This window comes from Caloramator sp. CAR-1, from assembly GCF_030546345.1.
Classification (GTDB): Bacteria; Bacillota; Clostridia; order Clostridiales; family Caloramatoraceae; genus Caloramator; species Caloramator australicus.
This window is the reverse complement of the sequence record NZ_JAUONW010000008.1, coordinates 78,043-102,947: the sequence shown is the minus strand read 5'-3', so window position 1 is coordinate 102,947 and position 24,905 is coordinate 78,043. Positions and strand designations below refer to the sequence as shown.

The following is a 24,905-nucleotide window of genomic DNA, read 5'->3' as shown; positions in this document are numbered from 1 at the left end:
GCTGCCCAAAGGCAGCCTTTTTTATTTCTATTGAAAAATTATTTTATTTGCATTATAAATTTACTTAGGGAGGTGTTATATATGATAAAAATAATAAAAAGAAAAATGAGTCTTGAAGAAGCAAAAAAACTTGGGATTGACACATGGGGAAGATGGAGCTGCGATGTTTCAACATTTGATTGGGAATATGATGAAACTGAAACCTGCTACATATTTGAAGGAGAAGTTATCGTTAAAACAGACTATGAAGAAGTTCATATCGATGAAAACACCCTAGTGACTTTCCCAAAAGGGCTTAAATGCACTTGGATTGTAAAAAGACCTATCAAAAAGGCATATACCTTCGAATTTATTCAATAAATTTTTTCTTCTTCTATATATTTCTTTAATTCAGATATTATAAATTCCCTTAAATTTTCTTCATCATCGTAACTTACATATCCTTCTTTGTTAACAAATTTATAGGAAAATATTTTAGAATAAGGATTTAATTTCCTTATTCTTTTTATATGTTCTTTACTCATTCTAAAGGCACCAACATTAATATCCCTAATGAGATTTTTATCAAGTTCCTTAAAGACTTTTTCAATAAAATCTTTATAAATCTTCTCAAAGTTCCTAACCTTTATAATAGGTTCAATAGAAAGTCTAACCCTTAACCCCTTTGATTGAGCAGCTTTTATATCCTTAAGCCTTAGATCTAAAGATGGCGTTTTATTTTCATAGAACTTGATTACATCATCAGGCAAAAGTGTCCAAGCCAAAATTACATTTTCAGGTATATCAAGTTTAGCTATAAAATTAAAGTTTGAACTTTTAGTCCTTATCTCAAACAGGACATTTTTATTCTTTTTGGCATAATCAATATAATCATTACAAAAACCCGTTAAACCTTCAAAGGCTAAAATGTCAGAATCATAGGAAAGTGCTACATAAATTTTTTTATCCTTAGTTTCTTCATCAATTGCCCTAAAAAAATCTTCAATATTGACAAAAATAACAATATTCGATGAGTTATATAGTCCCCTTAAATAGCAATACTCACAATCATAAATGCAATTTAAAATATTTGATGTATAAAAGAAATGTTTATATCCAAAGTTTTCACAAAGTTCAGAGCCCTTGTATAAGAATTCATCTCTTTTTTTAGCTAAAATTAACTTTTGACTCTTCTTTTGAAGCAAAAAATCCTGCTTGGGCCTGTTAAATACATCTTTATAATTATCTATAACTATAACCTGCCCATTTACAACTTTTCTTAAAATATCAGTAGTTTTTTCATATTCAAAAACATCCCTTTCAACATATATATGAGAAAAACTATTTAGATAAAGTTCTGATGATTTCATTATAATATTTCTTCCCTTCGTTTTTTGTTTTTACTTTAATTTGTAAAAAAGGTTCTAAAATATTAATGTCCTCTCCCCTAATTTTAAAGGAAATATATTGCTTTATAAGTTCGTTTTTTTGAAATTCCGTTAGATTCAAATTCTGTGAAATCCCTTGTAAAATTGTCTCATCCTTGTCATCCAAAAATTTTTCCCTTTTATTTGCATTATAAAGCTTTACAATAAAATCCTCAATCTTTTCTATATTGTCCTTAATAACATCATACACAAAGTCATGATTTAGTCTTTTTCCATCAAGATTGTCAGAAACAATTTTAATAACTTGAAGCTTATGGGGAGGTAGGAACTTACTTAAGGCTTCGAAAAAAGCACTACCCTCCATATCGCATAAGTCCTCCACCATATCTTTTATAACTATCTTAGAAAAAGTCTCGAGAGTTCCTTCATCAAAGGAGTGTTTTATTAATATATCAGGGTAAAAGCTTCTTCCTGTATCATTATCCTCAATCTTGTTTATTAAAACTGCCTCCCTTATTTTTCTTTTTAAACTTCCAGCAATTCCTATGTTAACAAAGGCTTCACATTCTAAATTGTTTTTTGTAATAAAATAAACTGCAGATGCTGCTGCATTTATTTTACCGTATCCGGATACAATAAGTTTTATATTATCCCCCTCAAAAACTTCAAAATAATTTTCCTTCATATTTTTAGAAAGCCTGAACTTTTCAATTAAAGGCTTAGCCTCGGAATATAGTGCACACTGGATTAAAATCATTATCATCACCTAAATTTATTTATATCAATATTGCAGGATTAAGTCAACAAAATAAGGCACCTTAAAAGTGCCTTATTTTAATTCAATTTTATTAATTTCTTCGAAGGTATTAATGTCGCTTGCCTTTATATACTTATCTGAAATGGTATATATTACGTCGTTTATATATATCATTCTGTGAATTGCCTCATTATAATCAAATCCAATATATTTATCATCACCAAATTTTGTTATATGTGTAATTTTGCCCTTCAGATTTAATCCTTTTTCTACATCTACACCAAATATATATACCCCTTGAAAACTAAACTTTCCATAATCAAAAGGTTTATCTAAATTTGCAGTTTCAAATATAGTAACTGGGAAGGCAAAAATGTTCTTTTCCTTTGAGAAAAGTAGTGCCTTATGATTATATAAAAGCTCTGAATAGCTTCCCCTTCCTCCTATTATAATTGTATCCTGTTCCTTCGGATTTTCAAAATCCGTAATATCAAATAAAGATAATTTTAATCCACTTTCTATAGTTGTAGTAAAAGGCTTGCCATCATATCCCGTAATCTCTACATCCTTTGTGTTTACTCCAAAGCCTATTATATGATTTTCATCATAGGGATGTAGATAGGTGCTGAATCCAGGTATTTTAAGGTATCCTAATACTTTAGGTTCTTTGGGATTAGACGCATCAATTACAAATAATGGATCAATATTTTTATAGGTTACCAAATATACCTTATCTTTTAAAAACCTTGCTGATTTAATATTTTCACCTTCAGCTAAGCCTTCAAGCTTTCCGACAAGATTCATATTCTCATCAAGGATATATAAATTATTAGATGTATCCCCACCTATAACGTTTGAAAAACTAGTGGTAGCTACTCTGAAATAACCATCGTATTCATCCATGGAAAATTGATTTAAAAGCATGCCTTGAATCTTTGCACTATTTGTATACCTTACTCCATCCTTAATATTAAACTTGTAAATTATAGTGTTGTTATTTTGATAACTATATTCGCTTACTGCAACATAAATATTATTTAATGAAGCATAGACATTTTGACCTGAACCTAAATATGTCTGAATGTCTGCCTTATCATCCTTTAATATATCAAATGAAGAAAGCAAAATATAATTAGGTTCAACATATCCAGGGAAATATTTTATGTCCTTAAAGTCTATTTCATTTTCTCTACCTGCTCTATATACGCTATCCTTATACATAGGTTTTATATCTTGATTAGCCCTGTAATCATAAAGATATTTATTTGTTATCATATAAAACTTAGAATTAATCATCCTAGATGTTAGATAATCACCATCAACCTCTATAGTTCTTTTAATCTTAATATTCTTTTTGTTGCTTATATCATAAACTAAAACTTTTGTAACTGGTTTTGTAATAACTATTGGCCTAATTACGTTTTTAATTATTTTTCCGCCTTCTACTGGGCTTCCTTCTTTTCTTATATTAACATATTTTCTACCAATCACTACCAAATTGTTTTTATAGACATATAAATCGTTAGGATAAAATGCACCAAGGTCATACTTAATTTGACTTACGACTTGCATTTCCTCAGCGGGATAAGCTTTAACTATCAACAATCTTTCATTGTTGACTTGATAAATGTATTCACCATCTGTTTTTACAATATCAGACTCATCAACGCCATCTACTTGAACATTTGTGTTAGAATAGTCAGCAGCAGCTGTTTTTAATGCCCTTTCATCCGTCGTGAAGGTTAGCTTATAGAAGGGTTTTATTTTTTCAGATTTCTCTAATAGTTTAATAAAATTTTCATAGCTACCTACTGATGGCAATGAGGGACTATTTTGAGCTGCCAGCTTTACTTTAATATCTTTATATGTTGCATTGGCAAAAACTACTATAGGAAAAAGCAAAATTATAATCATTATTGTTAAAAAGTTTCTTAATCTTATGGGGAGCCTCATTTTTTTCACCTCTTTATTCCTTCTTCACTAAATTAGACAGCATTTTTTAAATTTTGTTCCATTATTTGGTCAAGTTTTAAGTAAATTGTATTTCTATTTCATCCCCATCATATATTTTATCCGTATAGGATGCCTGCCTTCCATTAAGAAGAAGTTTAACATTCTTTACACTTTTTATATCAAAATCTATGTAATTAAAAACATCTATAAATATATAACCATCCTCTTTATTTTCTAACTTTATTTCTTTACCGTTTACTTTAACTTTAATAAAGTTTTCTTTATCTATTATTGTTACCTCATCTCCATCTTTTATTTCATAATTTAAATCAACCAATTTTGAATTTACATAGGCAACTTGACCATCCTTTATAAATTCTTTTATAAAAGCCTTCGCATCCTTCCCATCTACTGCTTCTTTTACGATAATTTCATCCCCATCTTTAACCTCTGCCATTATGTTGGATAGTTCACCATTCAACAATATTAATCCTTGAGTTGGATTTTCCCCATATATTTTCTTTTGCTCCCCATTTAACTTAAAGCTTAAACTTTTTCCGCTTCTTCCAAACAATTTTAAAGAACTTAATCCTACCTGAGCTAAACAATCCGAAATCTTCATTTTTCTTCCACCATAAAGTTTCACCTCTTTGCCATTAACTTTAACTTCAATAAAAGTATTTACATTAGTTGAAGTTAAAGCAATACCTATCGGAGTTATTCCCTCAGGGCCAAGCTTTTTTGTGCTCATGTTAATAATTCCCTTAACAGCTTCAAGGCCTTTAACTACTACCCTTTCCTTTGGAAGATTTAATTGTTGGGATATACATTCTGATATACCGTCTATTTTACTGCCTCCTCCTACTAAAAAGACAGCATTAGGGGATTTCCCATTTAAGTCAATTATTTTTTCACAAATCAACATTCCCATCCTTTTTAGAGCATCTCTTATTGCTTCCTGCAGCTCTTCCTTCTTTATTATCTTTTTATTTCCCAAAACATCTATATATTTTATCTCCTTTTTCCTTGTCCCCATTTCCATCTTAATTTTTTCAGCCGTATTAAAATCTACCACCAAATAATGGCATATAGCCTCCGTAATCTCATCCCCTGCAAAGGGAACCATACCAAATCCAACTACGGTTCCATCCTTTGTAATTGCAATATCGGATGTTCCAGCTCCAATATCCACAAGGGCTAGATTTAAAAGCCTCAGATCCTTAGGTATTATTGCGTTCATTGCGGCAATGGGTTCTAATGTTAGGTTCTCAACCGTCATATTACATCTATTTATAACTTCGTATAATCCATCGACAACTGACCTTGGTAGAAAACTTGCAAGGACTTCAACAGAAATTTTATTGGCTTTATGACCCTCTAAAGACATAATAATATAATCATTTAGATAATAGTTCACGACGGTATAGCCTACGCAATAGAATTCTTCATCAGAATTATCCTTCTCCATCATATTATAGGCACCCTGAAGGGCCTCCATCTCAATTTGGCCTATAATATGCATATCAATGAAGGTATTAGTTTCAAAGTATTTATCCAATTTATACTTACATGTTTTAAGGGTTCTACCTGCTGCTGCAATCGAAACCCTTTCAATCTTTATGTTCAACCTTTCTTCTAATTTATTTTTAACTTTTAAAACAACTTCAGAAACTGCTGCAATATCGTGGACTTGTCCATCAAACATGGACCTTTTTTTGTGTTCTTCTATTTCTATATCTTTTATTATCCTTTTCCCATCTTCAACATAATAAGCAACTCCTATAACAGTTCTTGTCCCTATGTCTATTGCAAATTTTAAATCTTCCACAAAACCACCCTACCTCTTTAATAGTTTTTCATAAATATTCTTCCACATTATAGGCACACTAAGTCCACTGCTTTCAAATTCGTTTATTATATCAAGATTAAATTTTTCAATTGAAATATTCTTGTATTCTGAAAACATTAGAATTAGAAAATCATTAAATTCTTCAACCTTATTTTCCTCACCATAAAGCCTGTATTTAGGTTCAATATAAAAGTAAAAATAAACTAAAAAAGTAAGCAATACATGATAGCCAGCCTCTTTGTTTTCCTCGTAGAATTTAAAAATATTATTTGTATAAAACTTATAAAACTCCAATTCATCCTCTGGGTTATAAAAGTAAATTATGGACTTATGGTCTTCCACATCCTCTATTAATCTTAAAATATTAGGTAATATCCATAAAAGAAAGTTCTTATATTTATCTCCTGTAAGAAAGTTTATCCTACCAAAACTTTTTATCAAATCATTTATTTTTGTCCTCGCATCTTTGCCTTCCTCTAAAAATATACCAAGATCAAGTAAAGAAGTAACATCTGGGCTAGTGTTTATTTTTCTTATTCTTTTAATTAACTTTATCCATTTAACAATATCCTTTACTTCGTTTATATCTTTAAAATCATAATGTTTTTCAAAGAACTCAATAAGCATCCTCGTTGCATCATCGCTAAGCAGTAATTTTTCATTTATTACCCTATTTATTATTTTTATTACTTCCCTTGATGCATTTTCATCATTTAATTCTAACAAATAATCCTTTAAAATTTTTTCAAAATATTCTCTATAAAAATCATCGAACTTTTCTAAAACATTTTCAGTATAAAATTCAAAAAACTTCACTTTGTCTTCCACATTTTCAAGCCTTAATTTAAATTCTTCATATAATACTTCAGAATTTTTGTTTTTTATTTCCCTTCTTAACTGGTAGGATATAAATTCATCCTTTTGATCTATAATTGAAATTAAAATTCCAATGAGAGCAGCTTGTTTTAATTCATTCTCAGACTTGTCGAATAAAATAATAAATAAATTGCTAAAAAACTCCGGACTATTTGATACCAAATTTAATAAAGACTTGCTCTTATCTATATCCTCAAATATTACATTTAAAGATTTTTCTATTAAACTTCTTATCCCTTCATTTTTTAAAGCCTTTTCAAAGGTATAATCAAGTTCAAGTAGAGATTTAATTGTAATGTATAAATAAAAGTAGTGAATTTTTGAATCTTCGATTTTATTTAAAATTGCATTGATAAATTCTATTCTTTCTTCCTTTAAGTTTGATTTGATAAAATAAAGTCCTTTATCCTTTATAATATTAAACAATTCATCAACTTTATCGATAAAAGAATTTAAGTCTATATCCTTTAATATCATCTCATCTAAAAGAAATGTTATTAGCTCTTGGCTTCTTTGAATTACAAATAAATTATCAGAATCTAAATTCTTTATTAAAAACTTTAGCATTACATCACAATCATAAACATTAAGCTTTGTTATTAATACTTCAAAATTTTTTTCTAATGACTTAAAGATTTCAAATATATTTTCATCAGGTAAATTAAAGGAAAATCCTATAATTCTAATTAGAATTTCCCTATCTATTTCCTTTGCATCCATTCCTATCATCTTGTATAACCAATATAGATTATCTATATCAGGGCCAATTTTTTTAAGTTCAAATTGTTCTAAAAAACTATGAAAATCAAATAGATAATTTATATTAATGGTATATGCCAGTTCAATCAAGTTAGTAACCTCATATCCCCTGCCTTTTAAAATTTTACCTTCGTTTAAATTAATAGCATTTGAAGTGTTTATTCCCTTCACAAATTTTATATCAACCTCTTTAGGGAAAGCCTCATCTGTTGTAAAATATATATCCTTTGCAAATTTTACTGGAAAAGCATGATATAACGCTACTAACAAAGTTTTATAATCGTCAAATATTATATTAACCTTTTCTCCATCTATCAGTTTGGAAATTAAAATGTAAATCCCTCTATTCTCCGAAATAGTTTTCAAAGCCTCAAGATTAAACTCATTTAAAGTTATATCCGCATATTGAGAATATTCTATTTTGCAATCAAAAAGTTTAAAGGGATAAAAGTCTATATCGTCAAATAAAAGGCATTCTACGGTATAATCGTTGCTACTTCCTTCCTTAGAAAAGGCTCTTGCAAAGCAGTATTTGCTATTATTAAGTTTAAAATAATAAAAATATTCAAAGGGTTTATTTATATCCCTTTTAAATATTTTCTCAAGTTCATCTATATGTTCCTTTGCTCCCTCAGAATATTCTACTGCTTTAAACCTATTTAAAATAAATTTCTTTTGATATTTTAAAATAGCATAGTCGGCCCTCATCATAATCCCCCTTTATTTACATTTTATCCTTTAATAAAGTTAAATTCAAATAAAAAAGGCCCAAAAATTTGGACCTTTACCACTTATTATAATGTATTTTTTGAGGATCAAACCTATCAACTTCCTGCATTTCCTGAGCAGGATATCCTACAGCTACTATGGATAATGGGATTACATTTGATGGAATACCGAAGATATTGGATATATCCTTAACCCTTGTATCATCTGGATATACTCCAATCCAAACAGTTCCAAGCCCCTTATCCGTTGCTTCAAGCAGGATATTCTGAGTTGCAGCTGAACAATCCTGAACCCAAAAACCCTTATACTTTTCTTTATTTAAGTCGCCACAAACTACTATAGCAACAGGAGCTTCATAGAGCATTTTAGCATATGGATGAACATCTGCAATTCTTTTTAAAACATTTTTATCATCAACAACTATAAACTCCCACGGCTGTTCATTTCCTGCCGACGGTGCTGCCATAGCTGCCCTTAAAAGGTCATCTATATCCTCTTTAGCAACAGGTTTATCAAGATATTTTCTTATGCTTCTTCTTTTAAAAATTTCATGCATATAATCACCCCTTCATTTTCTTCTGTATATTATTTTCCCTTTTAAAATTAATTTTTATTAAAATAATTCAAACCCGCTTTTTTTAACTCCAAATTTAATTGGGTTGCCTTTTATTTGGTAATAGCCTATTTTATCATTTAAAGATAAAACCATTCTATGATCATGCCTTTTATTTGCCTCGATTATCCATATATTATAATCCTCATCTACTATAACGTCTATCCCTACATCGCAAAAATTTCCGATAGTATCCATAAGATTGCATACCTTTTTGCACTCCTCTTCTATAGCCTTTTTTATTCTAAATACTTTATCATACCCTAACCCCAACTTATCAACAAAAAATTCTTCAAATTTTAATGTATATCCGTACCTTTGATAGTTTGAACAAATTCCGTCTCTTTTTCCAAGGCAAACTATCATAGACACTAACTTCCATTTTAAAGTATCATCCTTCTGCATTATAACTCTTATATCTGAACACCTGTTTTCGTCCTTAATAGGTTTCACAGCTCTTTGAATAAGGTAACCTTTCAAATTTAATGTCTTCATCAAATCATCTAGACTTTTATATGAAGAATATGATCTGTCAAATTTACCCTTTAACATATATTCTTCCTGCGATTTTATTATTTTATATATATCAATCCCCATACTTCCGTTTTGCTTTTTTAAAAACACTTCTTTATACTGATTTAACATGAATTGTAAATTTTCTTTGTTATAAATTTTTGTCTCAGGCGTATTTACTTTATCTTTAATTAAGTTATAGAATTCCCATTTATCAAAGTAATATGAATTATAAAGTAAAGTATTATTTAATAAATATTCCCTTTGTTTTTCATTTAATCCTATTCTCCTAAATACAAAGTAGGGCAGAGGCAAAGTATCATAAATAAAATTATTATCACTAAAGGGATTAAAATAAAATCCCGTAACAGTCCCCCTTTTAAAATCTATTCCATCTAGAGCAAATAAAAAAACTACTCCATAAAATCTACTATAAAGTAAAAAATATGAAATATAATCATCTAGATTATTCTTCAATGTTTCTGTCCTTTTGTCTACTAAAATTCCTATCAATGGACCTATTTTTATAGAGTCTCCAATAATAATTTGATATAATAATTTTTCTTTAATTAAAAGTTCCTCCTTCAAAGATTTAGGAAAAATTATTTTATTTTTTAATCCTTTACCCCATCTTAATTTTACTTTAACATTTTTACTGCCGAAATATATATTTTTTTCGATAGAGTCAATTTTAAAGGGTAATAAAGCATATATATCCTCATTGAATTCTATTCTATAAATCATCTAACCATCCCCAAAACCTGATAGATAATTCAAATAATCCACTATATTAGCCTTTATATCATAATATAAAAGAGTATTTTGTGCATCTAAAGCAATGGTTGCATCCGGATCCCTCGAGTTTATTTCTATCAAAAAAACATTATGATATTTATCAACTCCAATATCTATCCCTAAATAACCCATATTATATCCCAAATTATCCAAGCAATCACAAATCCTCCTGCAAAAAATATCTATCTTTTCCTTGAGTAAAAAAGTATAAACATCCGAAAATCCCATGTTATTTATACAAAAGTCCTCAAACATATAAGCTCCTCCACCGCTTGAAACATTTGTTACAATACTGCCTTGTGGAGCCACCCTTACTACAATTCCATTTAAAATCCAAGTATTGCTTCTATCCTTTGTCATTATACATCTTAAATCTAAACTCCTACCTTCATATTGAATTAAATCTATACCCTGTTGAAGAATAAAATTTCCACTTTTAATATATTCATCGATTACATCTGCCTGATGGATATTTATTATTGCTATTTTATTTAATCCTTCTTCTCTAAATCTTAATTTAATATATCCTTCTTCCTTTGAAATTTTATATACCTTCCTTCCCTGAAGCCCTAAAATAGGCTTTGCATAAATTATTTTAAATTTATCTATCATTTCAAATAAATCACTAGGATTTTTATAAAGAATTGTATATGGGATGTGTGCTTTTAGATCTTCAAATTGCGATAATAACTTATATACCTCATATTTATTTAAAAAATGACTATTAAAATAACTTTTCCCTATAATGGATTGTAACATGTTTTTTTCAAACAAACTTAAACCAATCCTTCTATAAACAGATAAAGGGAATGGAAGTTCTGCCTCCTCAAATTTATTTTTTTCTGGATTAAAATAATATCCCCTAACGAAAGAATCCTTTATTTTATCTAAGGAAAAGACTATTAATAAACCCTTGGTGCAATTTATTGCAAATCTTTCCATCCTACTTAAATATTTTAAAGTTAATGCGGAAAAATTCCTTTTTGCAAGTATTCCTACAACCGGTCCTAAAATAATCATTTCACTGTTTATTATCTTAAAATCATAATCGACTTCCTTTATCTTTAATAAATCTGCTAAATCTTGACTTATAGCTAATTCTTCTTTTGTGCTTTTTATAATAGCCCTTGATGTTAACTTACCATGGCAAATTTTAATTTCTTCATTTAAATTGTATTTTTCTTGAATTTCTTCAGGAAAATAAATACAGCCCTTATTTTGAATAATTTTAAGTTTCATCTAATCACCTTCAAATTCGGTTAATGATTTTGCATAAAGAAGTGGATTATATCTAATATTTAAATATGTCAAATAATCCATCTGCTTAAATCCTTTAAAGCTTGGGAAAACATTAACCTCTATAACCCAGAAATTATCTTCTTCATCTAAAGCAACATCTATCCCAAATTCCCCAAAAATTTCACCCATAGTATCTAAATAACTACATAAATTTTTGCAAAAATCGATTAAGTTTCTCTTTTCCTCCTCAGCTCTATCGTTAAATAAACTTTTGTAAACGCTATCTATACTATGGGCAGTAGCTCCTTTTGAGATATTTGTTACCATGGTATTTATCTTGGCTACCCTGCATTCAATCCCGGAACAGTCCCATGCTTTGTTCTCACCCTTTTGCATTACAATTCTAATATCAAAAAAACAGTCTTTATATTTTTTAAGCTTAATATATTGTTGAACTAAATATTTATCGCTTAACAATTTGTTTTCCTTTAAAAAGTTCATAAAAACATTTTTTTCTATTTTAAGTATGCTATCTTCCTTTTTTCTATAATCATATATTTTTACTTTATCTCCTTCCCTTTCAGCTATTAATATACCTCTTCCTCTTGAAAGATCTATAGGTTTAAAAATTACCTTTTCAAATCCCTCCAACATAAAAATTACATTTTCTTCATTAGATATTTTTGTTAAAGGTAAATATCTTTTAAAATAATCGTCCTTTCTCAAAAACTCGTAAAGTTCATATTTATTAAATCTATGGGAATTAAACACCCTATCATTAAGTTCTAATCTCAATCTTTTAATAATTAAATTACTTGAATGAAAATTTCTTCTATATACGACATCAGGGAATGGAAAAACGCCATATTCCCATTTTAAATTATTAATGTTGTAATAAAGTCCATATATTTTTCTATTTTCCCAATCGACAGTGTTAGGTGAAAAGGCATATATTAATCCTCCAACCTTATCATATATCCCAAATCTATCTGAATATTTTTCCATATGAATAGGACTATATAAATTATTGTGGCTGCCAAGCAAAAATCCTATAACAGGCCCTATTATTATCGAATTTTCTTTAACTATTAATCTATATTTTAACGTTTCTTTAATTAATAATTTTTCCTTTAAGGAGGAACTTATTTTTATCTTTATAGGATTTTCGTAGGTAGAATTTAAGTTCTTCCCCATTATTCTTATAACCTTAGCAATCTCTCTATTCTTACCAAAATGGACTTGCATATAATTTTTTAGATTATCAAAGGGTAGATAAATTACCGACCTTCCATCATTAACAGTTTCAAAAACAACCCACATAATAAGCTCCCCTTTATTCTAATGCAAAGCTTAATTCAATAATATTTTTATATATTTCATTTTTTATCTTATCATTAAATAAGCTTATATCTGCTCCTCCCATTCTTAAAAAATATGGATTTTCGCCTAAATCAAATATAAAATCGAAATAAATCAAAAATAAATTTGGTAAAAATTTCTTAATATAGTCAAACATCTTGATGCTTAATACCTCAACTAATTGTGTAATATTTGATGATAAGTTATATTTTTCAAACAAGGGTATCTCATAAAGTATTAGGCTTTGTTTTTTATCTGATTGAAGGTATACTCTAATAATAAAAGGCTGATTATTCTTAATCAATTTAGGTGAATCTATAACTAAAAATCTTTTCTTTTTAAGAACCCTATTTAGACTATTTTTAAAACCTAATTTTGACACTTCTTCAATATTGTTTTCTTTATAAATCTCATAATATTCTCCAGACTTCTCAATATAAATAAAATTCTTTGTCCCTTTAATAGGAATAATTATATTATTTTTTATAAAATTCGCCTCTAATAAGATAGTATTTTTATCTTTGATCATATAACTCTTAATATAGGGCTTAAAAACTTCATTTGAATTTAATATCTCATAAATCATGTATTGATTAACATTATTGCTAGAATTGAACACTTTAATTTTTTCATCTTCAACTAAATTTCTTAGCTTTTTAATATTTAATCTATTATACTGGATTGAAAAATTAAAGATTATATCGGGTATTTTGAAATAGTCATATATTATAATATCTTTTTTAATTAATATTCCTTTTACATTGTTTTTTTCATAGTCTAAATCTTGTATATTAAAAATCAAAACTTCCTCATTCTTAACATTTTTTTCAACAAAATCTTTAAAAAAATCCATATCTGAATTATTACACAAAATTCCAATCAACTTTAAGCCTCCATAAACTTCCTTCTTAAATTAGCTTATGTAGGATATAATTACTTTGTGCTTATTCAAGATTAATATTATCTATTGCAGATATCTTTTATTATTTTCTTTACAGGTATTTCAATTAAAATATTTACCTTGTTACCCTTATTCTTTATTTTTAAGTCTCCCGAAATTAAATTTAATCTGTTTTTAATTGATTGCAAAACATAATAGCTAAGGCTATTTTTATTGTTTATAAAATCCTCAAAATTACCTATCCAATCAAACTTCAACATAAGAAAATAAATTTTCCCATATCTTTCATAAACATCAAGATATATAGAATAATTAAAATGAAACACCGCATAGAGAAGTTCTTGAACAATTTGCAATATTAAATTATTTATAGTTTCATTGAAATACCTCGTTTTCCCAATTATTTTGAAATTAATTAGGACCCTATTTTTTTCACTGTATTCCTTGAATATCTTTGCTAAGTTCTCATCTAATTCCCCATCATTTTTTATGGTAATCCCCATAAGCTTTATTAAAAGATCTATCTCATAGATTACTTTATCGATATAAGATATTTCTTCATCCCTTTCACCATATTTTGAATTCACCTTTAAACTTTCTTTTATATTTATTAAAGCCCTTTGAATATACTCATTTAAAATCAAGTTATTTTTTTGCCTTTCAAGCATATCATGCTCAAGCAAAAATATCCCATTGATCCTTGAATCCAACTTTATTTTTGCTTTATTTTTAAACTCGTTAATGGGTTTAAAGATATCCGGAATATAAACATGGGGATTTTCTTTATCGATGCCGATAAGATTGAGGAGTAATACCGAATCGCTCTTTAGACTATTTCTTATTATGCTATAATAATCATTATACATGCTTGCCCTTTTAATATCCTTTACTATTATCCTTTTATCCTTTTTCGAATGCTCCCTTGCTACTACTAAAGTATTATCGATAGAACCGATGTCAAAAATGTATATCTCATCAAAAAAACTAATATCATAATTTAAAATCGTATCTAACAACTTCTCATTATTTTTAGTTAAAATCGCTAAAGTTAGCTTAGGTTTCACCTTTGTAACTTTAAAATTATATTTTTTATAAAAACACACCCTAAAAAAAATCACAATTCCCAAAAGTATTAAAAGAGCATAAACATAAATATAATTCATATAGACCTCCAAAGGATTTGTTTTCTCATAAATAATTATTCTTATGCACCTCTTTGTATGCCTTAAAAATAAAGGGAACGCTAAAGCGTTCCCTTTATTTTATAATGATATTTTTATTCAGACCTGTCTTTATCTTAATGCATAATACTTCTCCGAATTTGTCCCTTGTCTTAAAATACCCTTCTCCTTCAAAGCTCAAAAGCTCTTCTAAATTATTTAATTTAGTAATGCTTATATCATTTACTTTAACTTCATTTAAATTATTCCTGTGTAGTCTAATCAAATAATATTTTAAATGTGGCACAAAACTTCCTTCTTTTTCTGATATATTTACTTCAACATAGTCTTTAGCATCTATAGCACCTATTCTTTGTTTAAAATATTCTCCCTTCTCATAGTTATATGTTTCTCCGTCATCATCGTAATAGTCAAAAAAGCTCCACTTATAATCCGGGAATATATCTAAATAAATATTCTCTATCTTCTTTTCCTCAACATAATTTACTACATCCTGCGTTGGAATTATGGCACCTTTTTTTATAAAAAGAGGAATATCTTCAAGGGTATCTAAATTTACTTTATATTTAATATTTTGTCCACCTTTATATACTGTTCCTTTAAAATAATCTATCCATTCCCCCTCAGGAAGATATATTTCCTTTTCTGTTTGCCCCTCCTCAACAACAGGAGACACTAAAAGATATTCCCCAAACATCCATGCATCCACATAGTTTATTACATTTTTATCCTTAGGATAATCAAATACCAAAGGTCTTACAAGGGGGAAGCCTTCATCATAAAGTTTTCTTTCGTAGGCATATATATACGGAATTAATTTATACCTTAATCTTATAGCTTCTCTACATAAATCCTCTGCTCTTTTGCCGAATACCCATGGCTGTCTTTGCTGATTTAAATCTCCATGCACCCTAAATATAGGTGTAAAGGCACTAAACTGAACCCATCTTATATATGTCTCCTCTGAAGGCTCCCCTCTAAATCCTCCAGTATCCATTCCCCACTTTACAGCTCCAATGTTCACTGAACTTAAAAGCCTTTCCCTTTGAGCTGCCATAGTATAAGAAGATGCATCTATATCCCCTGACCATATTCCGTAGGAATATCTTTGGGAACCTAAAAAGAAGTTTCTATTCAAAGACCATACCCTTTTGTTAGTGTAATCCCTTTGTCCTTCATATAGGGCCCTTTGCATATTTAAAAACTGGGTATTGTTAACCTCATCCGCCTCATCATTCCAATAGCCTATTATTCCTGAGTTAAAGGCCTCCTTTGTATTTTCAAAAAACCATTTTCTAACTTTCTCTTTAGAAAAGTCAAGGTCATTAACTAACTTCTTTGAAAAATAATCCTCATAGGGCTTCTTGTCAACAAAATATCCCTTCTCTAAAGCAAATTTACCTGATTTTGTATCAATATGAATCCTTGGTTTAAAGATACCTGCAAGTTTAATTCCTTTTTTTCTTAAAATTTCCGCTAACCTTCCACTTTGACCGTTTGGAAACTTATTTTGATTCCATCGAAATTCCCCTAATTCTTCTCCCCACGCCTTCCAATCAAAATCAAGGACAAATGCATCTATAGGAATTTCCTTTTTTCTGTATGTATCTATAGTCTCTATAAGCTCCCTTTCATCTATTCCCCACTCAGTATTCATAAATCCCATCGACCATTTAGGAAATAAAGGATATCTTCCGCTTATTTTAAACAAAGCCCTAAATATATCCTTAGGCTCCCCAAGGAAAACAAAATATTCAAAATCCCTTTTAGAATTACCTAAAAACTCAACATATTCATCGTTTATATCAAACCATGCCCCTTCTGAATCAGAATCAACTAAAATGCCATAACCAGAAGTTGACCATACAAAGGGCCCACCTGCATGTCCTTGTTTTCCTGCAATTGCATTTCCCCCACTGTTTCTTAATATTAGTTTAAAACTTGATTTTTGATCCACATTAAAACTATCTATTCCATAAAAGTTATCCCCTGCATTGTGGATAAATTTTACCTTGTCTTTATATGTATTTTTTTCATCTTCCTTTAATATCAATTTATTCTCATCATCAAATATGCTAATCATTCCTGTATCCTCGTTTATCTTTATCCTATAACCATTCAATTCTATATCCCCTGAATTAAATTCAAAATCTATCTTTGTAACTTGTGACTGAAAACCCTGAATTACCAATGTATCCTGGCTTTCTTCACCTTTAGGAAGATAATCAACTCTTATGATATTATCATCATAAAGTTCTATTATTTTAATATCCTCTCCCTTTTTAATAACTATCCGATTCCCTTCCTTAAATACTTTTATTGAACTTTTAGATCCCAACCTACTCCTTAGAAAAATAAAGGCTAATAAAATAATAAAAAAAACTAATAAAAATGCTGTCATCTCTTTTTTCATCATAATCCCCCTTATGCAAACGATTTCTCATACATTATAGCATATTTAAAGCTAATAAAAAAGTATACTTTTCCTTATAAAGATTTAAGGGTAGATACTTTTGTATCTACCCATCATTCTACATCTGTAGGCATATTTTCTTATTCTTGAAGTATCTTATTTTCCTTTTGATCTGCACAAACTTCCTTCAAATTTTGATAAAAATTTGCAAAGGATGCATTCATATATGGTTGTAACCATAAAAATCCGATACCAAGTGTGAGAACACATAAAAGAACCCAGCCTATGAAACTAAGATTAAGACAGAACAACTTCCATCTAAAGCCACGCATCATTTCTTTACTTTTCCTTATGGCCTCCATTGCGCCAATTTCAGGATTATCACTTATTATATAAAAAGCCATAGCATAATTGAAACCAGCGATAATTCCTGGAATTATAAAAAGCAATGTCCATAAAAAAATAAATATAGCAATAAGAAGTTGGGTTAAAAATGCCGTTTTAAAATTTTTAAAGCCGTCGAATAAATTTTCAAATTTAAATGGTTCTCTTCTTGCTAATTTTAAAAAACTTATAGCAAGCCCAAGGGCAAGTGGTCCAGAAATTATAATACCTAACAGCGGTCCAACATAAGGAATAAATCCAATAATACTTCCTACAAGTCCTGATATTAGACAAATTAATATTGCCACTCCCCAATTTCCCTTTAACTGCTCTCTTGCTGCAGCTTTTAGTTCAGAATTGCTTTTAATTAATGCTTGGTTGACTGCCATGAATAAATCCTCCTATTTAAAATTGTTAACTATTATTAACATAATAGTTATTTATAATTATATATATTATTTTAATGACGCACAAATTTTTTGTAATTTTTTAGAAATCCTTTTTATGCCAACAAAAAAGGCTGCTGAAGATCAGCAGCCTTTTTATGTATTATTCTTGAACTGGAGCTCCTACTGGACAAACATTAGCGCAGTTTCCACAATCTATGCAAGCTGATGCATCGATAACATAGATTGTATCTCCTTGGCTTATGCATGAAACAGGGCATTCAGCTGCACATGCTCCACAGTTTATGCAAGCATCTGTAATTTTGTATGCCATATTTTCACCCCCTATCACTTTTCAAATAGCCTTGAGCATAATTTTAAAGCCTTGAAATTACTAGCCCGCTATGGCTAAATTTTTTTTATCACTCACAAATATATTTCATAGGATTTCCTCCTTTTTTGTCGAATTATATTAATATAACAACATTCAATTTAACAACAAAAAGGAGGAAATCTCTATGTATCAACGTCAAGAAATTTTTAACATTATTGAATTTTTTACTTCTCAAAAACTTATCAATTTTTATACAACCCTCTTCGAAAATCTTGATTTATCTCCATTACCAGATAAGGTCCCCTCTAAATACGGCCCTACTGGGTTTTCTCGCCATGCTCTTTTCAGAGCCTTTATTGTCATGAAATGTGAAAAATTTGCTCAAGTTACTGAACCTAAAGATTTCTTAGAAAATAATTTAATCATTGCTAAGCTTTGTGGGTTCGATATCCTTAAGCCTTTACCTTCTTACTCAGTTTTTCAAAGATTCATTAAAAATTTGTCTAACTCTTATCTTAAAGAAATCATGAAAAATCAAGTTAATATTCTTAAAGAGTTAGGTTTTATTGATAACAAATTTATTTCTGTTGATGCTACTCCCGTTAAGGCTAATACTAAATTTAATAATCCTAAGTCCTTTTCAAAAAACAAATTTTCTAAAAATAATCCACCTTCTTCTGATAAAGATTGTAAGTTAGGAGTTCATACTGCCAATAACTCCATCAATGTTAAAGCTTCTGAGGATAACCCTAATAATTCAAAGAAAAAATATGAATTCTACTGGGGTTACAAAAATCATGTTATTTGTGATGCTATATCTGGTCTCCCTATTGCTGAATTTACTACTACTGCTGATGTTAATGAAGTTTCTAATCTTATAGAAATCCTTGCTACCACAAATGAGTGGTTTTCTCTTGAAGGCAGTTACATTATTGCTGATAAAGGCTATGATTCAAAACAAAATCATGATTTCATTCGTAATACCCTTAAAGGTCATGCCTTCATCCCCTTAAATAAGCGTGGCACTAAGAAAAAGAACTTAACATCAACTGGTAATGTCATTTGTGATGCTGGTTTAGTAATGCATAAAGATGGTAAACAATATTTTGATTCATATATCAAGCAAAAGTTTTGCTGTCCTTTTAGAACTTCTAAAGATGACTCTTTATGCCCATGTAACCATGAAAAATACTTTAATGGTAAGAAATACAGAGGTTGTGTAAAATATATAACTATTGGCACTGATTATAGGTCCTCTATAAATCGTGATTCTATATTTTTTAAAAAAATATATAGTCTAAGAACTGAATCCGAAAGATACAATTCTAGATGGAAAAATCTCAATACAGAACAAGCTTATGTTAGAAATATTAACTCTGTTACTAATTTGAATACAATCGGTCACATTTGCCTTTTAACTGTTGCAATTGCTGCCATAAAATCTGGCTGCGTTGATAAATACAAATCCCTATCGGGATTTAGAAGAACAGCCTAAATAAATTATATTAAAATTAAATTAAATTTTTTGAACATCAATTTTACCAAGGGAGTAGTCTACCCTTTTTTTGCTTTTTTGGTGTTAATTTAAGTTTAATTTAAAATAATTGAGCTTCACTTCATAAAAGTTAGAACAATTTAACATAAATAATTTTGTTTTTTAATCAATTATGCTCATCTCTAATACTTAAATAATTTTTCTTCTTTGAAGATCGTATCTTAAAGCCGTAAAAACTAATACATCTAGTTAATATGCTTTTATTAATAGGTCTGGTGTAATTTGAGTGGAGGCTTAAGAAATTAAAATTGGCATTACTGAGTAATAATAATAATAAATTTCAAACAAATCACTATATTCTCCAATTAGCCAAAGGAAGTTCGCCAAATCGTCTTTTATATTCTTTTAGAAGTTCTTTCTCTAAATTTCTGGTATTTGTATTTTCAAAATAAATTAATAACAAATCTTTGTTATCTTTAATTTGCCATAAAGCTCTACCACCTCGGTGATTTTTTGCTTTGCCATAACTATATTCTATTAATTGTCTGATTCTTTTTTGCAAAGTATTTTTCTTTCCGTCAGCTTTTCCAATATATAAAATAATTTTATTACTTTTCTCAAATTTTTTTACTAATTGATTTTTATCAAATAACATAGATTTATTTTTATACTCAGTTATTGCAGTTGTTTTTTCCATTATTTCTACTTTAAAATCTTTGGGTTTAATAACAAAATATATCCCACCTTCATTTGGTATGGATTTATAAGAATTTTTTAATTCTGAAATAGTAGCCATTTTATCATTAAATTTCTCATATATTTCTGATGTAAATAAAATTTCATAACATTGATCTTCCATTTTCACACCTCCAAACAACATATTAATTATGCAATTTTTCTTTTTTCTAAAAATAAAATTCGAGACTTATGTTAATATAGTTGACACAGAAACTTAATTTTTTTACTATTTACTTACGCATTGCCTAATTGTTAATTCCTTCTTTATATATGAATTATTAATTACTTACTATTATTTACTTTATTCTACACATCCACCTATTTTCCTTCTTTTTCCTAAAATTATATATTAAATTCCCCTCGCTTCCAAGTATATTTGCACTGCAAAACAAAAAAGCCCTGATTTCTCAGAGCTTCTATCTATCGTATCAATGTGTTATTCAATTTTGATGAAACATTTTATAAATCCAACTTCCGTTGGTTTTTTTGTTGTGAAATTTTTTATAGGATACTCTCTCCCATCCAACCTGTATATCTAAAACACTCTCAAACAAAATTGGATAGACATTCTAATCGAATACCCGCCCCAACTATTTACATAGAGTCTACATATGAAGTTGTTAAAATTTTAAATACATAAAAATTGCTTTAATACTAAATCGTCAATAATTAACTCATATTCTTATTAATAATTATATTTACCTAAATTTTTTAATCTTTCCTTAATAATTTCTTTTTCTTCTTTCCCTGTAGCTACAGAAAGCCCTTTTTGGTATAATTCTATTGCTTTAACAGCATCATATATTTCACTTTTATGCAAACAATATACATCCCCATAAGCAATATAACTCCAAGGATTCTTAGGGAAATCTAATATTAATTTTTCACACTCATTTTTAGCTTCTTCTAATTTATTTAATCTAACCAAAGACTCAATTATTGCTCTCCTAATCTGATGAATTAATTCTTCGTCTTCATTCTGAAAATAATGTAGAAATTCTTTACAATATTTAATCCTTATTTCAAAATATTTTGGATCATCAATTCCTGCATTATATAACTCACTCTCTAGCTCTTGACAAAAGTATCTAATATCAAAACTTCCACAATACGCTTTATCCAAATATTCAAGAGTGTTAAAATCCTTTCTTATTCTATATTTTATCCCTTCCCAAACTTTTAACCACTTATCGCATGCCAAAATTGATTTATTATCATTTAAATATTGATACCCCTCTTCAATCAAATCTGCCATTTGCTCCATGGATAAAACATTTTCTGGAGCAAGCCTTTCCCATAATACCCAAGCCGCAAAAAAAGGAAAATCTTCATCTCTTCCTTTAGCTGTCACATTAAAAATATTAAACCAATTTTCAGATATCTGCTCTGCAGAATAATATTTTTCTATATCTTTTAAAAATATTTCTTTATTAAACATAATTCCTATGCTTTGTAATTTTTCTATTATTTCTTCATTACTCATTTCTTTTACTTCTTTATATGACCAAAAATCAAAAAGAAAATTTCTAAAATTATTAAAGCTCACTTCTGGGTTTATTTTATCTATACAACACTTTTTATATTTTTTACCACTACCACATGGGCATGGATCATTTCTTCCTACTTTCATAATCAACCATCCTTTTATTTTAGTTCATAAACATATTATAAAACCTCTAAAATTAAAAAATCAAGGGAATTATTGTAAACTTTGGATTCATTAATTACATAAAACTTTCTTAAAACAATCTTCTTATTTTCTATATAAAAACACTACTCATACTGAAATGACTTTCATCATAATTACAATTTATGAAAAAAGCCCTGATTTCTCAGAGCTTCTAAGTATCGTATCAATGAATCGTTCAAATATGTCTTCGGACGATGATGTTGATACAATTTAACGGTTTTTTATAGGAATAATAAATTTAATATCACTTAATTGTGTAGTATTTTTGCAAAAATTTATGCTTACTTCTCATAAGCTTTTAATGTAATGCATCTCAATATAAATTAACTTAGAAAAAATTTGAAATAAGATAAAAAATTTTTCTAATAACTTTTTTCGCCTTAAAAACTATAGCATTTAACAGCTTTGTTCTCACTATTTATTTTTTGAATTTCTTAACATTGTTTTTATAAATACAGTTATACCAGCAAAGATCATTCCCACTATAATAGTTCCAACAAGGGTTTTTATAATAATGTAAAAGTTTATTTCTGTCAATTGTATTAAAAAGATGGTAAATATTATTATTGAGTAAATTACCGTAAATTGTATAAAACGTTTCATAAAAAGCCCTCCTAAAAATAATTTGAACTAGTACATTTTTTCTATAGCCTATAGGACTTTACTATTTCCAATTCGATCCCTTCATTAATATCAATAACTTTATATTTTCTATGAATTTTTTACTTATCTTTATTAAATTATAATATAACTTGGTGTAATTTGTCCTGTAGGTGAACAAGTTACTCTGTGTTGAATATAAAAATCTTGAATAACCCATCCAACTCCTTGATATTCGAATCCAATATGAAAGTATCCGGAGCAATATGCTTCATATTTATTTCCAGCAGGTCCATGTCCGGAAGTCCAGTCACTGACCTGCCATAGAGGTATAGGGCCCTTTAAATAATATGCTTTAAAACTTCCATTATATGATGCATATTGTCCATTATATGCAAAACTTGACCCAACAGCTACAGTAAATACATATATTCCAACCCATGAATAGTAATCCTTATATGCCTGTCCCCAAACTGTTCCACTAGTTGAAGTTATTGCAGAAGAAGGTACAGAAGCTACTAATGATGAAGTTGTTAAGTCAACTCTATTTGTATATATATATTTACTAACATCTTCAACCGAAAATGTTCCATTCTTGTAAAAAGTTATAATTACCTGTCCTATTTGTACTGTTTTTCTAATCTTATTTGAATAGAATTTATTATTATAGGAATTAAATTTATTTTCTTTATCTTGATTATCTATCTCATTTAATCTAATAACATCATCTTTACTCAATTTTTCAGTATTATTCAATTCATATTTAAAGAAATCTTCAATTATTAATTTGGTATCTTTCTTACCTATATTCTTTTCTAGATACTTAACTAATTTGTTTTCAGCATTTGTAAGCTTTCTTTCCAAATTAAGTATTTCATTAGACTTAACTGTATTTGCTGTAGCAAATACAGAGGTAATATTCATAATCAAAAACATTATAACTAGAGTAATTATTGATAAAGTTTTGCAAACATTTTTATTTACCATTCTTTAAACCTCCATTCACGCAATTTTTAAAATTTTCTATCCTTCAGATCTCAATTACATAAAATTAAATGTGCTAAATCTTTTAAAATTGGCGTTTTATTTGCAGATAAAGGTGCTTAATCATACTTTTCTCAACACATAAACTCGATAAAAATTGCATTTAAAAATTTCTTCTTATAAATTTACAATATACAAATACTTTAGAAAGATTAAGAGCATTCCTACTTTTAATGGTTTTGTAAATTAAATTTTTTTATAGAATAAAAGTTTGATTACCAAACGTTATAAATATTCAAAAACAATAATACCTCCCTCTATAATCTTTGGTATTGTCAAAAGTTTTAGTATTCTATCAATTTTATGATGTAGATTTTTATTTTTTTTCACTCCTCCATCCTTCATAATTATTTTAAATTTAAGTAAGACCCCATTCATTACCTTCTATTGCCATTTTACCCCCCCCCTTCTACCATCTCTGTCAATAGAAAATTTCCATTTTATTCCGACATAATTCTGTATCACCTTAAAGTAATACAATTAATTGCACATTATTTTAATATAAATTTCTTTTCAAACTTACCTAAAATATCAATGATTTACAGATACTTATTTATAATTTTAAATAAACGTTAAATTTTTATCATGAAAAATTTCTCCTGCAGTAACCTCTACAACTTTACCTCCACCTCCATCCCATCCCTAAACACACACATTATCTTCCCTCCTGTATAAACCTTAACCGCCTCAATAACCATATTCCAAAGCTCCCCATCAAACTCATCAAGTAATACATCCCTACTTTTTAAAACCTTCATAAACTCCTCTATTCTATCCTTCTTTACAAGTCTCTCAAACCTCTCATTTTCAACATCTTCAATTGACTTTTTAATACCTTCATACTTTTCAACTAATGTATTATATTTTTTCACATATTCCTCTTGGTCCTGTGCTTTATTAGTAAGTGATATTCCTGCCATGAAAAAAGCA

At 28.5% G+C, this 24,905-nt stretch carries 20 protein-coding genes and 1 pseudogene; 2 read left to right on the top strand and 19 right to left on the bottom strand.

Features of this window, described 5'->3' with window-relative positions:
• Nucleotides 1–81: 81 nt before the first annotated feature.
• Nucleotides 82–360: a cupin domain-containing protein gene (locus Q3V94_RS02315; protein ID WP_008908294.1), complete on the top strand. Its 279-nt coding sequence runs from the start codon at nt 82–84 to the stop codon at nt 358–360.
• On the opposite strand, the gene Q3V94_RS02310 is transcribed toward Q3V94_RS02315, so the two are convergent.
• The 14 genes from Q3V94_RS02310 to Q3V94_RS02245 form a co-directional block, all read right to left on the bottom strand.
• Nucleotides 354–1,349, bottom strand: coding sequence for a spore photoproduct lyase family protein (locus Q3V94_RS02310; RefSeq protein WP_008908293.1), 996 nt, complete (start codon nt 1,347–1,349; stop codon nt 354–356). The two genes, Q3V94_RS02315 and Q3V94_RS02310, sit on opposite strands and share 7 nt — an antisense overlap.
• Nucleotides 1,321–2,124 (bottom strand): membrane protein, encoded by an 804-nt coding sequence (locus tag Q3V94_RS02305; protein WP_008908292.1) that lies wholly within the window; start codon nt 2,122–2,124, stop codon nt 1,321–1,323. The genes Q3V94_RS02310 and Q3V94_RS02305 overlap by 29 nt, the downstream gene beginning before the upstream one ends.
• A gap of 72 nt (nt 2,125–2,196) precedes the next feature.
• Entirely contained in the window at nt 2,197–4,077 is a 1,881-nt protein-coding gene (locus tag Q3V94_RS02300) for a beta-propeller domain-containing protein (protein ID WP_303524911.1), read from the bottom strand.
• A gap of 76 nt (nt 4,078–4,153) precedes the next feature.
• Nucleotides 4,154–5,905 carry a cell division FtsA domain-containing protein gene (locus tag Q3V94_RS02295; RefSeq protein WP_008908290.1) on the bottom strand — a complete coding sequence of 584 codons (1,752 nt, stop codon included), beginning with the start codon at nt 5,903–5,905 and terminating at the stop codon, nt 4,154–4,156.
• A gap of 9 nt (nt 5,906–5,914) precedes the next feature.
• A complete protein-coding gene (locus Q3V94_RS02290) occupies nt 5,915–8,269 on the bottom strand; it encodes a hypothetical protein (RefSeq protein WP_303524910.1) in 2,355 nt (784 codons plus the stop codon).
• Between the two features lie 76 nt (nt 8,270–8,345).
• Nucleotides 8,346–8,846 (bottom strand): nitroreductase family protein, encoded by a 501-nt coding sequence (locus tag Q3V94_RS02285; RefSeq protein WP_303524908.1) that lies wholly within the window; start codon nt 8,844–8,846, stop codon nt 8,346–8,348.
• A gap of 57 nt (nt 8,847–8,903) precedes the next feature.
• Entirely contained in the window at nt 8,904–10,160 is a 1,257-nt protein-coding gene (locus Q3V94_RS02280) for a YheC/YheD family protein (protein WP_303524906.1), read from the bottom strand.
• Nucleotides 10,161–11,450, bottom strand: a complete 1,290-nt coding sequence (locus tag Q3V94_RS02275) for a YheC/YheD family protein (protein WP_303524905.1) — start codon at nt 11,448–11,450, stop codon at nt 10,161–10,163.
• On the bottom strand, nt 11,451–12,770 hold the full coding sequence (locus Q3V94_RS02270; protein ID WP_303524904.1) for a YheC/YheD family protein: 1,320 nt from the start codon (nt 12,768–12,770) through the stop codon (nt 11,451–11,453). It lies immediately after the preceding gene.
• A gap of 13 nt (nt 12,771–12,783) precedes the next feature.
• Nucleotides 12,784–13,692, bottom strand: a complete 909-nt coding sequence (locus tag Q3V94_RS02265) for a hypothetical protein (protein ID WP_303524902.1) — start codon at nt 13,690–13,692, stop codon at nt 12,784–12,786.
• 77 nt (nt 13,693–13,769) lie between these two features.
• A complete protein-coding gene (locus Q3V94_RS02260) occupies nt 13,770–14,873 on the bottom strand; it encodes a hypothetical protein (RefSeq protein WP_303524900.1) in 1,104 nt (367 codons plus the stop codon).
• A 94-nt stretch (nt 14,874–14,967) separates the two neighbouring features.
• Nucleotides 14,968–17,304, bottom strand: coding sequence for a TIM-barrel domain-containing protein (locus Q3V94_RS02255; protein WP_303524898.1), 2,337 nt, complete (start codon nt 17,302–17,304; stop codon nt 14,968–14,970).
• Between the two features lie 140 nt (nt 17,305–17,444).
• A complete protein-coding gene (locus tag Q3V94_RS02250; protein WP_303524897.1) occupies nt 17,445–18,077 on the bottom strand; it encodes a DUF975 family protein in 633 nt (210 codons plus the stop codon).
• A 160-nt stretch (nt 18,078–18,237) separates the two neighbouring features.
• On the bottom strand, nt 18,238–18,408 hold the full coding sequence (locus tag Q3V94_RS02245; RefSeq protein ID WP_008908280.1) for a DUF362 domain-containing protein: 171 nt from the start codon (nt 18,406–18,408) through the stop codon (nt 18,238–18,240).
• Nucleotides 18,409–18,592: 184 nt separating this feature from the next.
• Here Q3V94_RS02245 and Q3V94_RS02240 point away from each other — a divergent pair, with 184 nt between their 5' ends.
• A complete protein-coding gene (locus Q3V94_RS02240) occupies nt 18,593–19,903 on the top strand; it encodes a transposase (RefSeq protein ID WP_303524896.1) in 1,311 nt (436 codons plus the stop codon).
• 352 nt (nt 19,904–20,255) lie between these two features.
• On the opposite strand, the gene Q3V94_RS02235 is transcribed toward Q3V94_RS02240, so the two are convergent.
• The 5 genes and pseudogenes from Q3V94_RS02235 to Q3V94_RS02215 all read right to left on the bottom strand — a co-directional run bounded on the left by Q3V94_RS02235 (nt 20,256) and on the right by Q3V94_RS02215 (nt 24,895).
• Nucleotides 20,256–20,762 carry a hypothetical protein gene (locus Q3V94_RS02235; protein WP_008909004.1) on the bottom strand — a complete coding sequence of 169 codons (507 nt, stop codon included), beginning with the start codon at nt 20,760–20,762 and terminating at the stop codon, nt 20,256–20,258.
• Between the two features lie 1,437 nt (nt 20,763–22,199).
• Nucleotides 22,200–22,268: pseudogene (locus Q3V94_RS13650) on the bottom strand (SEC-C metal-binding domain-containing protein); the annotation flags it as partial.
• A 477-nt stretch (nt 22,269–22,745) separates the two neighbouring features.
• On the bottom strand, nt 22,746–22,934 hold the full coding sequence (locus Q3V94_RS02225; RefSeq protein WP_008909002.1) for a hypothetical protein: 189 nt from the start codon (nt 22,932–22,934) through the stop codon (nt 22,746–22,748).
• Between the two features lie 132 nt (nt 22,935–23,066).
• Nucleotides 23,067–23,855: a hypothetical protein gene (locus tag Q3V94_RS02220; protein ID WP_303524890.1), complete on the bottom strand. Its 789-nt coding sequence runs from the start codon at nt 23,853–23,855 to the stop codon at nt 23,067–23,069.
• A gap of 731 nt (nt 23,856–24,586) precedes the next feature.
• Nucleotides 24,587–24,895, bottom strand: coding sequence for a hypothetical protein (locus Q3V94_RS02215; protein ID WP_303524889.1), 309 nt, complete (start codon nt 24,893–24,895; stop codon nt 24,587–24,589).
• Nucleotides 24,896–24,905: the final 10 nt, after the last annotated feature.

What these genes read in the sequence shown, in the direction of transcription:
- Q3V94_RS02315 (WP_008908294.1), top strand. Translation starts at nt 82, where the DNA reads ATGATAAAAATAATAAAAAGAAAAATGAGTCTTGAAGAAGCAAAAAAA.
- Q3V94_RS02310 (WP_008908293.1), bottom strand. Translation starts at nt 1,349, where the DNA reads ATGAAATCATCAGAACTTTATCTAAATAGTTTTTCTCATATATATGTT.
- Q3V94_RS02305 (WP_008908292.1), bottom strand. Translation starts at nt 2,124, where the DNA reads ATGATTTTAATCCAGTGTGCACTATATTCCGAGGCTAAGCCTTTAATT.
- Q3V94_RS02300 (WP_303524911.1), bottom strand. Translation starts at nt 4,077, where the DNA reads ATGAGGCTCCCCATAAGATTAAGAAACTTTTTAACAATAATGATTATA.
- Q3V94_RS02290 (WP_303524910.1), bottom strand. Translation starts at nt 8,269, where the DNA reads ATGAGGGCCGACTATGCTATTTTAAAATATCAAAAGAAATTTATTTTA.
- Q3V94_RS02285 (WP_303524908.1), bottom strand. Translation starts at nt 8,846, where the DNA reads ATGCATGAAATTTTTAAAAGAAGAAGCATAAGAAAATATCTTGATAAA.
- Q3V94_RS02280 (WP_303524906.1), bottom strand. Translation starts at nt 10,160, where the DNA reads ATGATTTATAGAATAGAATTCAATGAGGATATATATGCTTTATTACCC.
- Q3V94_RS02275 (WP_303524905.1), bottom strand. Translation starts at nt 11,450, where the DNA reads ATGAAACTTAAAATTATTCAAAATAAGGGCTGTATTTATTTTCCTGAA.
- Q3V94_RS02270 (WP_303524904.1), bottom strand. Translation starts at nt 12,770, where the DNA reads ATGTGGGTTGTTTTTGAAACTGTTAATGATGGAAGGTCGGTAATTTAT.
- Q3V94_RS02260 (WP_303524900.1), bottom strand. Translation starts at nt 14,873, where the DNA reads ATGAATTATATTTATGTTTATGCTCTTTTAATACTTTTGGGAATTGTG.
- Q3V94_RS02255 (WP_303524898.1), bottom strand. Translation starts at nt 17,304, where the DNA reads ATGAAAAAAGAGATGACAGCATTTTTATTAGTTTTTTTTATTATTTTA.
- Q3V94_RS02250 (WP_303524897.1), bottom strand. Translation starts at nt 18,077, where the DNA reads ATGGCAGTCAACCAAGCATTAATTAAAAGCAATTCTGAACTAAAAGCT.
- Q3V94_RS02245 (WP_008908280.1), bottom strand. Translation starts at nt 18,408, where the DNA reads ATGGCATACAAAATTACAGATGCTTGCATAAACTGTGGAGCATGTGCA.
- Q3V94_RS02240 (WP_303524896.1), top strand. Translation starts at nt 18,593, where the DNA reads ATGTATCAACGTCAAGAAATTTTTAACATTATTGAATTTTTTACTTCT.
- Q3V94_RS02235 (WP_008909004.1), bottom strand. Translation starts at nt 20,762, where the DNA reads ATGGAAGATCAATGTTATGAAATTTTATTTACATCAGAAATATATGAG.
- Q3V94_RS02225 (WP_008909002.1), bottom strand. Translation starts at nt 22,934, where the DNA reads ATGAAACGTTTTATACAATTTACGGTAATTTACTCAATAATAATATTT.
- Q3V94_RS02220 (WP_303524890.1), bottom strand. Translation starts at nt 23,855, where the DNA reads ATGAATATTACCTCTGTATTTGCTACAGCAAATACAGTTAAGTCTAAT.
- Q3V94_RS02215 (WP_303524889.1), bottom strand. Translation starts at nt 24,895, where the DNA reads ATGGCAGGAATATCACTTACTAATAAAGCACAGGACCAAGAGGAATAT.